This is a genomic window from Bradyrhizobium sp. AUGA SZCCT0177, assembly GCF_018130125.1.
In the GTDB taxonomy this organism is placed as follows: Bacteria; Pseudomonadota; Alphaproteobacteria; order Rhizobiales; family Xanthobacteraceae; genus Bradyrhizobium.
In genome coordinates, this window is record NZ_JAFCMA010000012.1 from 100,913 (window position 1) to 114,130 (window position 13,218).

15 protein-coding genes are annotated in these 13,218 nt (G+C 62.9%); 7 read left to right on the forward strand and 8 right to left on the reverse strand.

The annotated features are described in order from the left end of the window. Positions 1-4 precede the first annotated feature (4 nt). Positions 5-679, reverse strand: coding sequence for a response regulator (locus tag JQ597_RS16150; protein WP_212038440.1), 675 nt, complete (start codon positions 677-679; stop codon positions 5-7). Positions 680-1,046: 367 nt separating this feature from the next. Between JQ597_RS16150 and JQ597_RS16155 the strand changes: the two genes are divergently transcribed. Next, the gene (locus tag JQ597_RS16155; RefSeq protein ID WP_212265250.1) at positions 1,047-2,690 is read left to right on the forward strand and encodes an MFS transporter; all 1,644 of its coding nucleotides are present in this window, start codon (positions 1,047-1,049) and stop codon (positions 2,688-2,690) included. Between the two features lie 93 nt (positions 2,691-2,783). On the opposite strand, the gene JQ597_RS16160 is transcribed toward JQ597_RS16155, so the two are convergent. The 3 genes from JQ597_RS16160 to JQ597_RS16170 form a co-directional block, all read right to left on the reverse strand. Next, entirely contained in the window at positions 2,784-3,257 is a 474-nt protein-coding gene (locus JQ597_RS16160) for a secondary thiamine-phosphate synthase enzyme YjbQ (protein ID WP_212265251.1), read from the reverse strand. Positions 3,258-3,434: 177 nt separating this feature from the next. Next, a complete protein-coding gene (locus JQ597_RS16165; RefSeq protein ID WP_249147905.1) occupies positions 3,435-3,983 on the reverse strand; it encodes a hypothetical protein in 549 nt (182 codons plus the stop codon). Positions 3,984-4,047: 64 nt separating this feature from the next. Continuing rightward, positions 4,048-4,683: a 2-hydroxychromene-2-carboxylate isomerase gene (locus JQ597_RS16170; RefSeq protein WP_212265252.1), complete on the reverse strand. Its 636-nt coding sequence runs from the start codon at positions 4,681-4,683 to the stop codon at positions 4,048-4,050. Between the two features lie 339 nt (positions 4,684-5,022). On the opposite strand from JQ597_RS16170, the gene JQ597_RS16175 reads away from it, so the two are divergent. The 5 genes from JQ597_RS16175 (at position 5,023) to JQ597_RS16195 (ending at position 7,624) form a co-directional block, all read left to right on the forward strand. Beyond that, a complete protein-coding gene (locus tag JQ597_RS16175; RefSeq protein ID WP_192735360.1) occupies positions 5,023-5,394 on the forward strand; it encodes an AtpZ/AtpI family protein in 372 nt (123 codons plus the stop codon). 73 nt (positions 5,395-5,467) lie between these two features. Then, a complete protein-coding gene (locus JQ597_RS16180; RefSeq protein ID WP_192735361.1) occupies positions 5,468-6,217 on the forward strand; it encodes a F0F1 ATP synthase subunit A in 750 nt (249 codons plus the stop codon). Between the two features lie 57 nt (positions 6,218-6,274). Beyond that, positions 6,275-6,505 carry a F0F1 ATP synthase subunit C gene (locus JQ597_RS16185; protein ID WP_192735362.1) on the forward strand — a complete coding sequence of 77 codons (231 nt, stop codon included), beginning with the start codon at positions 6,275-6,277 and terminating at the stop codon, positions 6,503-6,505. A 57-nt stretch (positions 6,506-6,562) separates the two neighbouring features. After that, entirely contained in the window at positions 6,563-7,135 is a 573-nt protein-coding gene (locus JQ597_RS16190; RefSeq protein ID WP_192735363.1) for a F0F1 ATP synthase subunit B family protein, read from the forward strand. Between the two features lie 3 nt (positions 7,136-7,138). After that, entirely contained in the window at positions 7,139-7,624 is a 486-nt protein-coding gene (locus JQ597_RS16195; RefSeq protein ID WP_212265253.1) for a F0F1 ATP synthase subunit B family protein, read from the forward strand. A gap of 52 nt (positions 7,625-7,676) precedes the next feature. Here JQ597_RS16195 and JQ597_RS16200 read toward each other — a convergent pair whose 3' ends face one another. The 4 genes from JQ597_RS16200 to thrC all read right to left on the reverse strand — a co-directional run bounded on the left by JQ597_RS16200 (position 7,677) and on the right by thrC (position 11,775). Next, positions 7,677-8,327 (reverse strand): hypothetical protein, encoded by a 651-nt coding sequence (locus JQ597_RS16200; RefSeq protein ID WP_212265254.1) that lies wholly within the window; start codon positions 8,325-8,327, stop codon positions 7,677-7,679. A gap of 130 nt (positions 8,328-8,457) precedes the next feature. Continuing rightward, entirely contained in the window at positions 8,458-9,045 is a 588-nt protein-coding gene (locus tag JQ597_RS16205) for a GNAT family N-acetyltransferase (RefSeq protein ID WP_192735366.1), read from the reverse strand. 25 nt (positions 9,046-9,070) lie between these two features. Then, positions 9,071-10,360: a M16 family metallopeptidase gene (locus tag JQ597_RS16210; RefSeq protein ID WP_212265255.1), complete on the reverse strand. Its 1,290-nt coding sequence runs from the start codon at positions 10,358-10,360 to the stop codon at positions 9,071-9,073. After that, a complete protein-coding gene (gene thrC, locus JQ597_RS16215; protein WP_212265256.1) occupies positions 10,357-11,775 on the reverse strand; it encodes a threonine synthase in 1,419 nt (472 codons plus the stop codon). The genes JQ597_RS16210 and thrC overlap by 4 nt, the downstream gene beginning before the upstream one ends. A 1,038-nt stretch (positions 11,776-12,813) precedes the next feature. On the opposite strand from thrC, the gene JQ597_RS16220 reads away from it, so the two are divergent. Beyond that, complete coding sequence (locus tag JQ597_RS16220; RefSeq protein ID WP_212265257.1) at positions 12,814-13,137, forward strand: hypothetical protein; 324 nt, start codon at positions 12,814-12,816, stop codon at positions 13,135-13,137. Positions 13,138-13,218 lie beyond the last annotated feature (81 nt).

The following is a 13,218-nucleotide window of genomic DNA, read 5'->3' on the forward strand; positions in this document are numbered from 1 at the left end:
GCCGTTACGCCGTCGGCGTACCCTGGCGCCACTGGCCGCCGGAGATTTTCGCGGCTGCGATCACGGCCTGGGTACGGCTTTCGACGCCGAGCTTCTGCAGGATCGCCGAGACATGCGCCTTGATGGTCGCTTCCGAGACGCCGAGTTCATAGGCGATCTGCTTGTTGAGCAGCCCCTCCGACAGCATCATCAGCACCCTCACCTGCTGCGGGGTCAGCGTCACCAGCCGGTCGCGCAGCCGCGTCATGTCCGGGTCGGCGGCGGAAGACAGGTCGGTGTCCTGCGGAACCCAGACGTCGCCTTCCATCACCTTCATGATGGCGTCGCGCAGCGTCTCGACCCCGAAGCGCTTGGGAATGAAACCGGAGGCGCCGAAATCGAGCGACCGTCGGATGGTTCCGGCGTCGTCGCTGGCGGAGACGATCACGACCGGAATCGCCGGATATTGCGCGCGAAGGTAAATCAGGCCGGAGAAGCCGGAGATCCCCGGCATGGTCAGATCGAGCAGGATCAGATCGACGTCGGAGTCCCGCTCCAGCAGCGCCGTGAGGTCGTCGAACGAGCCCGCCTCGCTGATCACGGCCGAGCTGACGACACTCGCGACCGCTTGCCGCAGGGCATCGCGGAACAGCGGGTGGTCATCGGCGATGACGAGATGGGTGCTGGCAACGGTCGTCATGATGTCTCGCAATCGGCTTGCGGTAAGCCCGTAATCGCTTTGTCTCCCGGCAGGCGGCCACGTGCAAGAGCGCAATCCTATCACGTCTGAAAGCAGTTAATCCGACCGCTTGTGCGCCGCAATAGTGCGGGCTGACCGACCCGATCCGGGTCAGGATCGACGGTGCCGGGATGCCCGACGCCACTGTTGCAGCCGTGCAAAGGGCCAAAAGTCGTATTGGGGCAGGTTTCACGGGGATGTTACCGTAAGACGAAGCCCACAGCTCAATCCGGCCAAGTTCGGCGACGGGCGGACTTTGCATCAATAGATATTCAGGGGAGCGATCGAGATGTCCACAATGGCTGCAACATCCACGCGAACGGGGGGAATGACGAAGGACGAACGTTTCGTCATTCTGGCTTCGTCACTCGGCACGGTTTTCGAATGGTATGATTTCTACCTGTTCGGTTCGCTTGCCAGCGTGATCGGCGCGCAATTCTTCGGCGTCATTGATCCCGCAACCAATCAGCCGATGTTCAACCAGGCCACCCGCGACATCTTCGCGCTGCTGGCGTTCGCCGCGGGCTTCATCGTCCGCCCGTTCGGCGCCATCGTGTTCGGCCGGGTCGGCGACATCGTCGGCCGCAAATACACCTTCCTCGTCACCATCCTGATCATGGGCCTGTCGACCTTCATCGTCGGCATCCTGCCCAATGCGGCGACCATCGGCATTGCAGCGCCGATCATCCTGATCGGGTTGCGCCTGCTGCAGGGCCTCGCGCTCGGCGGCGAATATGGCGGAGCGGCGACCTACGTGGCCGAACATGCCCCGATGGGCAAACGCGGCTATTACACCTCGTTCATCCAGACCACGGCAACGCTCGGCCTGTTCCTGTCGCTGCTGGTGATCCTGTTCACCCGTACCGCGCTGGGCGAGCCTGATTTCGCCGCATGGGGTTGGCGTATTCCGTTCCTGGTGTCGGTCTTGCTGCTCGGCATCTCGGTCTGGATCCGGCTTCGCCTGAACGAATCGCCGGTGTTCCAGAAGATGAAGGACGAGGGCAAGAGCTCAAAGGCTCCGCTGACCGAAGCCTTCGCCAACTGGAGCAATGCCAAGATCGTCATTATCGCGCTGGTCGGCGGCGTGATGGGCCAGGGCGTGGTCTGGTACACGGGCCAGTTCTACGCGCTGTTCTTCATGCAATCGATCCTCAAGGTCGACGGTTACACCGCCAACCTGCTGATCGCCTGGTCGTTGCTGTTCGGCACCGGCTTCTTCATCGTGTTCGGCGCGCTGTCCGACAAGATCGGCCGCAAGCCGATCATTCTGGCAGGCTGCCTGATCGCGGCGCTGACCTTCTTCCCGATCTTCAAGATGATCACCACCAACGCCAACCCGGCGCTGGAGAAAGCCATCGAGACGGTCAAGGTCGAGGTGGTCGCCGATCCCAAGGCCTGCGGCGACCTGTTCAACCCGGTCGGCACCCGCGTCTTCACCGCGCCTTGCGACACCGCCCGCGCCTATCTCGCACAGCAGTCGGTCAAGTATTCGACCCGCTATGAAGGCACCGGCGTAAAGGTCGTCGTCAACGGCAAGGACGTGGCTTACACGGATGCCAAGACCTCGAACCCGGCGGTGCTGGCGGCGGTGCAGGGCGCAGGCTATCCGAAGGCCGGCGACGCCCAGATCGTGAAGATGGCGCACCCGTTCGACATCTTCAAACCGCGGGTCGCGGCGGTGATCGGGCTGTTGTTCATCCTGGTGATCTTCGTCACCATGGTGTACGGGCCGATCGCGGCGATGCTGGTCGAACTGTTCCCGACCAAGATCCGCTACACCTCGATGTCGCTGCCCTACCACATCGGCAACGGCTGGTTCGGCGGTCTCTTGCCCGCGACCTCGTTCGCGATCGTGGCTTCGACCGGCGATATCTACGCAGGTCTCTGGTACCCGATCATCTTCGCATCGATCACCGCGGTCGTCGGCTTCTTCTTCCTGCCGGAAACCAAGGACGTCGACATCACGAAGTAACCCGGTTTCGTCCGTCGGGAAGCCGGCGGACGATCACTACACGAACCGGCCGCGGAGCGATCCGCGGCCGGTTTTACTTTTGGCTGGCGCGAATCAAGCCGTGACGCCGATAAACTGCAGCACGATCTCGCGCCGATGCGGCCGCGCCCGATGCTCGATCAGATAGATCCCCTGCCATGTTCCGAGCGCCAGCGCGCCGCGCAGCACCGGGACCTGCAGCGAGGTCGCGGTCAGCATGGTCTTGATGTGCGCGGGCATGTCATCGGGACCTTCGGTGTCGTGGCGCCAACCGGCGTTTTCGGGCGCGGCCCGGTTCAGCGCCGTCAAGAGATCGCCCAGCACCGTCGGGTCGGCATTTTCCTGGATCGTCAGCGACGCCGAGGTGTGACGGATGAACAGCGTCACCGCCCCTTCGCGCGCGCTGGCCTCGCGCACGAATTTTGCGATCTCGGCCGTGAGGTCGGTAAAGCCCGGTCCCGGGGTTTGTACAGTCAGCAGCGAGGAGGCGACGCTCGTCGCGGTGACGCTGGAGGATGGCGTGCGGGACAGCGATTTGGATGATGTCATGAGAACCAATCTCTCCGTCGTCCCGGCCTTGAGCTCAGATGCGCAATTGCGCATCGGGGGACCTATACGCCGCGGCCGTGCTGATGAAAGGCAGTGGTCGACGACTTCCTCGAACAACAGCGCCCTGTGGTTATGGGTCCCGGCCTACGCCGGGACGACATATGGAAAGAGCACGGCTCAAATCCTGCCGTTGACGTCCTTCTGCACGCGGTTGGCCATCTCGATCAACCGCCGCCAGGCCCGCTCCAGGAACGACATCATGCGATCCATGTCGCGATCGCTCGGCAGTGGAATTTCGATCTTGCGTTCGCCCTCGGCGATCTTTGGGTCGTTCTTGGGCTCGTTCTTCTTCAGCGAGTCGGATTTCGGCATCGGCTCTTCGATCTTGCCGGCAACGGTTGGTTCGCGCGAAGCAAGGTCCTTCCTGAGTTTTTCGTTGTCGGCCTGCAGCCGGCCGATCTCCGTATCCAGCGCCGCACGCTCGTCGGGCACTGCGTAACAGGCCCAGCCCGCGCCCGAGTTGCTGCAGGTCGAAATCGCGCCAGTTCGGGTATCGAGCCGCAGCACGCCATCCGGCGTCGAGGACAGCGCATAACGGCCGTTCTCGGTATCCGGCATTGCCTTCGGAGGCGCGGCGCTGGCGCCGGCAACACCCAGCGCCAGCACGGCAACAACGGAGAGAAACAATCTGCAATGAGACATTCTGGAGGACGACGCTCTGCTCATGGGCTTGCTCCGCCTTAAAGACAGTACCGGTTTCCCCAACCGCCAGGACACACACAGAGGCGCATCACACGACGCCCTGGACCTTTGAGCTATAGGCCGCGCGGCCGGACTTCAACGCGTCTCCCAGCAATTCTATCCGGTCCTGTCCCCAGAACACTTCGCCATCCAGCACATAGACCGGCGAGCCGAACACGTCGGCCGCCAGCGCATCCTGGCGATTCTGCTCATAGGCCGTGCTGATCGCCTCGGCGGCGGATCGCTCCACCAATTGCTTGCCGGGCAGCCCGGATTCGTCGGCCAGTTGCGCTATCGTCGCGGGATCGGCCAGATTGAGCTGATCCTCCCACACGCCGGCAAAGCCCCGCCGCAGAAACCGTTCGGGATCGAGCCCGGCCTCGATCGCCGCGATCACGACGCCGTCGGCGAGCCGTGCGTTGAACGGCCAATTCGCGGGTTGAAGATGGAATTTCAGGCCGCGCTTGTCGCGCCAGCGCTGCAGCTCGACCATCCGGTAGCGCTGCCGTACCGGATGGCGTTTCATCAGTGGCAACCCGCCGGTTTCCGAGAACAGATCGACCAGCACCACGGGCTTGTGATTTACCTTGAGATCGTAGGTACTTACGAGATCGCTAAACGGCCCATGGCCGATATAGGCCCACGGCGATTGAAACGAGAAATAGTAATCGACCTGGCGCGGCATGCGGGCTCCGGGAACGGCTGATGATAGGCGCTAGCGGCATCCCAACAGGTCAGCCGAATCGGCGCAAGATCGCCCCTTGCCGCGCCATGGCCTTTTGTTCGAGCGGATTTTCTTGACGCGAACCAGCCTCTGCTTCGCTTCAAAACGCTTTTGCTGCTGCACTGCGATGACGGGTCCACAGGCTCGTGGAATATCTCTAAATAAATCCAGCGAAATCAAAGCACTAACTGGTTACGGCGCAATCTTGACTTGATTAGACGCGGTAAGTATGGTCCGCGCGGCTTTTAAGGGTGACGGGCGTAATTTCCATCAACCGCAGCATCGTTTAATGTCTTGGGCATGGCCGAAGACAAAAGCGACAACGCAGGTGGAAATCGCGATCAATCGTCGTCCGATGAAGCTGCGCTTTCCGCAAGGCTCGGAAGTCTCGATCACCGGTTGTCCGAAATTCGTGACAGCCGAAAAATCAGGACTGATCAACCCGGTACTGAAAGCGGCGACAGGGCGGCCAGAGCTTCGGCGATGGCGCTTGGTTTCCGTCTTTCCTCGGAGTTGGTTGCGGGCGTTGCCGTCGGGGCAGGGATTGGCTGGGGTTTCGACTGGTTGTTGTCGACATCGCCGTTCGGTTTCATCGTGTTTTTGCTGCTCGGCTTCGTCGCCGGCGTGGTCAACGTGGTGAGATACGCGGGCGTAGCCTCGGGCAAACGCTGAGCGCCGACGGGAAGTCACGACATTTGAAATTCGATTGCCGGCAAGCTAGGCCGGCGGACCAAGGCCCGCGCGGATGAAAATCGACCCGATTCATCAGTTCAACATCGAGCCCCTCTTCACGATCGGCCATATCGGCAATCAGACGATCGCCTTCACCAACTCGTCGCTCTACATGTTCATCGCGGTGGCGCTGACGGCGGTGCTGATGCTGGGTGGCGGGCGGCAGCTGGTTCCCGGCCGTTTCCAGTCGGTCGCCGAAATCTCCTACGAGTTCGTCGCCAGCACCATTCGCAGCACTGCCGGCTCGGAAGGCATGAAGTTCTTCCCGCTGATCTTCACGCTGTTCATGTTCATCTGCGTCTCGAACCTCGTCGGCATCATTCCCTACACGTTCACGATTTCGAGCCACATCATCGTGACCGCCGCGCTGGCGTTCCTGGTGTTCTTCACCGTGCTGTTCTACGGCATCTACAAGAACGGCCTCAAGTTCTTCAAGATTTTCGTACCCTCCGGCGTTCCGATCTACATCCTGCCGCTGGTCATGTTCATCGAAATCCTGTCGTTCTTCCTGCGGCCTGTTTCGCACAGCGTGCGTCTGTTCGCCAACATGCTGGCCGGGCACATCGCGCTGAAGGTGTTCGCGGGCTTCGTCGCGATGCTCGGCGTCTCGCTGGGCGCGGTCGGCTGGATCGGCGGCATCCTGCCGCTGGCGCTCACCGTCGCATTGACCGCGCTGGAACTGCTGGTCGCGTTCCTGCAGGCCTACGTGTTCGCGATCCTCACCTGCATCTACCTCAACGACGCCATTCATCCGGGACACTAAGCGGTCCGGAGAATTCCCACCCACAACTTCGTCTATCCCTCTAAGGAGCTCAAGAAAATGGAAGCATCAGCAGCAAAACTCATCGGCGCGGGCATCGCATGCATCGGCATGGGCGGCGCGGGCGTCGGCGTGGGCATCATCTTCGGCAACTACCTCGCCGCAGCGGTGCGCAATCCTTCCGCAGCCCAGGGCCAGTTCGGCAACCTGATCTTCGGCTTCGCCGTGACCGAAGCGCTCGGCATTTTCTCGCTGCTGATCGCGCTGCTGCTGCTGTTCGTTCCGCTCTGAGCTGCACCTTCCCGCGCCGCCCTCCGGCGGCGCGCATGACAGCAACAGGAGTACCCCGTGGCTGAAAAAAGTCAGGGCGCCCCCGCCAAGGGCCAGAAGACCGGCGCCCACACCGAAGCCGATGGTGGCCATCACGGCGGAGGATTTCCTCCGTTCGAGTCGAGCACCTTCGCTTCGCAGCTGGTGTCGCTGGTCATCGCGTTCGTCGCGCTTTATCTGATCGTGTCGCGCATTGCGCTGCCGCGCGTCGGCGGCGTGATCGATGCACGTCAGAACGCGATCGAAGGCGATCTGGCCGCAGCGCAGAAGCTGAAGGACGAGTCGGCCGCGGCGCTGAAGGCGTATGAAGCCGACCTGGCTTCGGCGCGTTCCCGCGCCCAGGCCATCGGCGCCGAGACCCGCGAGAAACTGAACGCGGCCTCGGAAGCCGAGCGCAAGACGCTGGAAGACCAGCTCTCCGCCAAGCTCGCCCAGGCCGAGAAAACCATCGCGGCAACGCGCGAGACCGCCATGAGCAACGTCCGTGGCATTGCCGCGGATGCGGCCGGCGCGATCGTGCAGCGGCTGACCGGCGTGCTGCCCGACGGCGGCGCGTTGAACAGCGCCGTCGATGCTTCGTTGAAGGGATAGATGATGTTCGCCCTGCCAGAAACCTGGGTTGCCATTGCGTTCGTCATCCTGATGGCGCTGTTTGCCTATCTCGGCATCCATCGCACGGTGTTCAAGGCGCTCGACCATCGCGCCGAACGCATCAAGGCCGAACTCGACGACGCCCGCCGCCTGAAGGACGAGGCCGCCGCATTGCTCGCGGAATACAAGACCAAGCGCAGCAGCGCCGAGCGTGAGGCCGAGGAAATCATCTCCAACGCCAAGGCCGAAGCCGAGCGGATCGCGGTCGAAGCCAAGGCCAAGATGGAAGACTTCGTCGCCCGCCGCACCAAGACCGCCGAGAGCAAGATCGCCCTCGCCGAAGCACAGGCGCTCGCCGACGTCCGTTCCGCCGCGGCCAATGCCGCAGTCGCCGCAGCGTCGACCATCCTGTCGCAGTCAGTGAAGGGCTCGGTGGCCGATGACCTGATGGCCAAGGGTATCGCCGAGGTTCGCGCCAAGCTGAACTGAGCGGTTTCAAATCAAGAGACGGAAGCCGGCGCGATCATTTCGCGCCGGTTTTTTATTGCGTGGGCGCCGCCTTCTTGCGCGGCGCCGGCCGCTCCGGCTTCAGGGCCTGCGGGTCGAAGCCGATGTAGAAGATGTAGTTGTCGCTGGTCCCGGGCGCAGGCACCGGATAGACTAGATCTTCGGCCACCAGCGTAAAGGGCTCGCTCCCGGTCTCGGTCATGGTGACCGTGGTCTGATAGGCCTTGGTGGCGATGGTCTTTTCGCTGATCCCGCCCTGCACCACCGCGACGCGAAGCGGAACCTGCACCGACGGCGGCGCGCCGGCAGGACCTGCAATGACGCGCCCCTGAATCCCGATCCGCGCGGTGATGACGCCGCCATTGAGGCTGCATTCCCGCGCCGTCTTGCCGATGGTCGCCTGGAAGCGCAAATCATTGCCGACCGGCTGCTTGCCGGGCGCGGCCACGGCATAGGTCGACGCGCCGGCCCTGACCCTCACCTCCGGACAGGTGAGGTCGCCGATATCCTGTTCAGCTTTCGGCGCTGCGCCTGGGGCCGGGGCCGGCTCGTCCGACTTGCCGCCGAACAGGCCCTTGAAGCGGTCGGTCAGCGACTGCGCCGACGCAGGCTGCGCGAGGCCGCAGCCGAGCCCGGCCACGACCGTGGCCGCGAGCGCTACCCTGAACAACCGATCATTACCCATGCGACGTCCCCGGTATCCACGTCATCTCGAAGTTATCTTCCCCCGGCGGGGCCTTATAGCAGGCCAATGGCGGCGAACCCAAGGCCACCTGAAGGCGCGTGAGGCACCCGGCAAGGCCTGAAATCATGGGTTAACCGCGGAAATCCTCATGCAGCATGCCGAACAGCAGATGGTCCTGCCAGACGCCGTTGATGCACAGATAGCGCCGCGCCAGCCCCTCGCGGGTAAAGCCGCATTTCTCGAGCACCCGGATCGAGGGCGTATTGGTGGGAATGCAGGCGGCCTCGATACGGTGCAAATTGAGCTCGCCGAACAGCGACGGCAGCAGCACCCGCAGCGCCGTCGTCATGTAACCGCGATGGGCATGGGGCTGGCCGACCCAATAGCCGATGGTGCCGGCCTGCACGATGCCGCGGCGGACATTGGCCAGCGTGATGCCGCCGATCATGGTGCCATCAGATTCGCGGAAAATGATGAACGGATAGGACCGGTCGGCCGCGATATCCTCGGCATAGCGCCGCAGCCGCCGCCGGAAGCCGGCCCGGGTGAGGTCATCCGACGGCCAGATCGGCTCCCACGGCGTCAGATAGGCCCGGCTCGATTCGCGCAATTGCGCCCATTGCAGGAAATCCGCCATCTGCGGGGCGCGCAGCAACAGGCCGTGGCCGCGCGGCACGAGTGCGGCCGGTCCGCTGGATGGCAACCGAAACAGGGCCATGCCCTAACTCCCAGAACGCTCTCCTTCAGTGGAGCAGCGTCTTTGCCTTCACCTTGGTCAATCCTTCCGCAAAAGTCACCGCCGTGTCCAGACCCCTTCCGCTGCCGAGCGCCACGACCGCCGGCCGGCTGCGCGAAAGCAGGCCCCGTGCGGCATTGCGGGTCGATTCCACGCTGACCGCGTCGATCCGGGCGACCAGCTCCTCCGCCGTCAGCGGCCGGCCGTAAGCGAGCATATGGCGGGCCAGCTGCTCGGCGCGGGAGGAGCAGCTTTCCAGCGCCATCAAGAGCCCCGCCTTCATCTGCGCCTTGGCGCGGGCGATCTCGGCCTCGGTCAGGGTTTCCACCGCGTCATTGATGACGTCGACGATCACTTCCATCATTTCCGGCGCATCGTTCGGATCGGTGCCGGTATAGAGGCCGAAAAACCCGGTGTCGCTATAGGGCGCATGGAAGGTGTAGATCGAGTAGCACAGCCCGCGCTTCTCGCGCACTTCCTGGAACAGCCGCGACGACATCCCGCCGCCGAGCGTGTTGGTGAACACCTGCAGCGAGAACAGCGACAGGTCGGTCTGCGGCACGCCCTCGAGCGCCAGCGTCATATGCGCCTGTTCGAGGTCGCGATGCACCACGCGTGAGCCGCCCTTGCCGAACATCGCTGCTTGCGGTTTCGGCGCCGGCGTTGCTTCAAAACTCGCAAAGCGCTGCGTCACTTCCTCGACGACGCGCTTGTGATCGACGGCGCCCGCCGCCGCCACCACCATGTCGGGCCCGCGATAATGCCGGGTGAGATAGCCGCGCAGCATGTCGCGATCGAATTTCTTCAGCGTCTTGGTGGTGCCGAGCAGCGACCGCCCCATCGGCTGGTCCGGATAGCAGAGCTCGTTGAGATGCTCGAACACGACGTCATCGGGCGTATCCTGCGCCGCGCCGATTTCCTGGGCGATGACGCCCTTCTCGCGCTCGAGTTCATCTGGCACGAAGGACGGATTGGCGAGGATGTCGGAGAGCACGTCGAGCGCCAGCGGCACGTCGGCCTTCAGCACCCGTGCATAATAGGCGGTGGTCTCGGTCGAGGTCCCCGCATTGAGGTCGCCGCCAACCGCTTCGATCTCTTCCACGATCTCGCGCGAGGAGCGCCGCGTGGTGCCTTTGAATGCCATGTGTTCGAGCAGATGCGAGATGCCGTGCTCGTCGGGCTTTTCGTCGCGACCGCCGACGCCGGCCCACACGCCAAGTGCGGCGGTCTCCAGATGGGGCATGCTATCGGTAATGACGGTAAGGCCGGATGCTAGCTTGGTGACGTCAACACTCATCCGGCAACTCCCTGCTTCGCGGCACGGCTCACCGAGCGCACGAATCGCTCCACTTCGGCTGAATCGTTTTTCATCACCGTGATGTGTTCAGATTTGGTCATCAGGCCGTCGAGCCAGGCCGGCAATTGCGGTCGCACGCCGCAGGCCGCCTCGACCGCATCGGGGAATTTGGCCGGATGCGCGGTCGACAGCACGATATTGGGGATCTTCGAATCCGAGGTGTCGCGGTCGGCCACCGCCAGCGCCACCGCGGTATGGGGATCGACGAGGTCGCCGGCCTCGCGCCAGGCGGCGCGGATCGTGGCCGCGGTTTCGGTCTCGTCGGCGCGGCCGGCGTCGAACTCCTCGCGGATCGCGGCCAGCGTCGCATCCGGCAGCACGAAGCGCCCGGACTGTTTTAGCGAACCCATCAGCCGCCGCACGCTGGCGGCATCGCGTTGACCAGCCTCGAACAGCAGCCGCTCGAAATTCGAGGACACCTGGATATCCATCGAGGGCGACGCGGACGCATGGACCTCGCGCACCTCGTAGATGCCGGTCTTCAGCGTGCGCGGCAGGATGTCGTTGATGTTCGACGCGATGCGCAACCAGCGGATCGGCAGGCCCATTTTCTTGGCGGCGTAGCCGGCAAAGATATCGCCGAAATTCCCGGTCGGCACCGTGAAATCGACCGTCCGCGCGGGCGCGCCGAGCGCCACCGCCGAGGTGAAATAATAAACCACCTGCGCAACCACCCGCGCCCAGTTGATCGAATTGACACCCGACAGCGAGACCGCATCGCGAAAGCCGTGATGATTGAACATCTCCTTCACGATCGCCTGGCAGTCGTCGAAATTGCCTTCGATCGCCAGCGCGTGCACGTTGGCCGCGCCCGTCGTCGTCATCATCCGCCGCTGCACGTCGGAAATCCGGCCATGCGGAAACAGCACGATCAGATCGACATTGTCGAGACCGGCAAAGGCGTCGACTGCGGCGCCGCCGGTATCGCCCGAGGTCGCCACGACGATGGTGGTGCGCTGCGCGCGCTTGGCCAGCACGTGATCCATCAGCCGCGAGATCAACTGCATCGCGACGTCCTTGAACGCGAGCGTCGGGCCATGGAAAAGTTCGAGCACGAACTGGCTGGAGCCGGTCTGCCGCAACGGCACCACCGCGGGATGGCGGAACGTGGCGTAGGCTTCATTGGCCATGCGGCCGAGATCGGCGTCGGAGATCTCGCCGCCGGCGAACGGCCGGATCACCTCGACCGCGACTTCCCAATAGGGCCGTCCGAAAAATCCGGCGATGGTCTCGGGCGAAAGCTGCGGCCAGGTTTCAGGCACATAGAGACCGCCGTCGCGGGCAAGCCCGGTCAGCATCACATCGCAAAAACCCAGGGTGGGAGCTTCCCCCCGCGTCGAAATATACCGCGTCAAACCGCCCTCCAAAGGCGTTAGCTTCCGCTAACCCTTTGATATCTATGAATTATTACCCTTCGCCAACGACAAAGCGCGCGGCACCTTAAAGCGTTTTCGCTCCTTGTGAAATGCCGCAATGGCGAAAAGGTGAGTGCGGGGTAAGGGCTTTGGCGCGATTTGGCTGGCCTCGCCTCACCCATCGCTGTCGTCCTCCGCGAAAGCGGGGGGACCAGTACGCCGCGGCTTCTCGGTTCTATCACTGGCGTCTTCTGGAATACTGGGTCACCCGCCCCCCGTGCGCAATTGCGCACTCGGGCGGGTGACGACAACTGAATGTGTGGCCGCGTTCTCGCGGCGCGATGCGCCCGAGCTTTGCCAGAAATTCCTTGCCCCCAAATGAGAGGGCGCAGGGAAGACCGGGTGCGCGCTGCACCCGCGGTCTCGCGTGCGGTTTGCACAAAACAAAGTGCACACGAGCATACAGGGCAGCGGAGAACACCCGGCCTTCCCTGCGCAGTGGCTTTACGGCTTATGCCGTGCTCTCCCCGGAGACGAGTTCTTGGTTGACTCCGTCGCTGTCGTTCAGCTCTCGCCTACCCGACAGCTTGACACCTGCAACGGGTGCCAGGACCACACGGTTTTGCCGTACGCTTATCCACGCCGTCGTCGAGGCGTAAACCAGCGTCCACCGCAACCCGTCCAACGTCCGTGACGACGGCCGACGCCCTCTGAGAGGGACGGGATGGCGATATATGTGCACCTGATTTTCCTTCTGGTAAACAGAAATATTTTTTATTCTGAGGCTTGACACGTTTTCCGAAAACCAGAACTGATTTGCCCGACGGGTTGTTTTGTCGCAGCCAACCGTCATTGCAAGCGGAACATTCGCCACTCGAATTTCGAGGCCTGCAAGCGCGCTCACATGAAAAAAACACACAAACACATCAGATTAAGAACACACAAACAAATCAGATTGCACTTGCCAACGAAAATGCGGCGGGAACAATCCGGTCCTGTCGGCATTATTGTCAACGCTTCGAATTCCGGGAGACTTCCATGAAAACGGCAAAGATCATGCTGGCTGGACTGGCCGCCCTCACCCTCGTTTCAGCGGCCTCAGCCCAGCAAGCGATGACGGGAACGGTCACGCGAATTGACCGGACCGACGGGACGATCGCAATCCAGTTGCACCGGACTCCAACGCAGAGCGGCACCGTCGGCGCCAACACCGACGGCGCTAAAACAGAGGGTCCTGCCGAAGAGCTCAAGACCAAGATCCAGGGCAATCTGTTGAACGTCCTGCACGCCGGCGACCGGGTCAAGTTTACGCTCACCGACGCGGGGGGGAGCAAAACCATCACCAACGTCGAGCGACCGTAACTGACGGGCACGCACAGCCAAATCGAAACGCAAAAAGGGCCGCGGCAAAACCGCGGCCCTTTCTCCTGGAAGGGTCTGTCG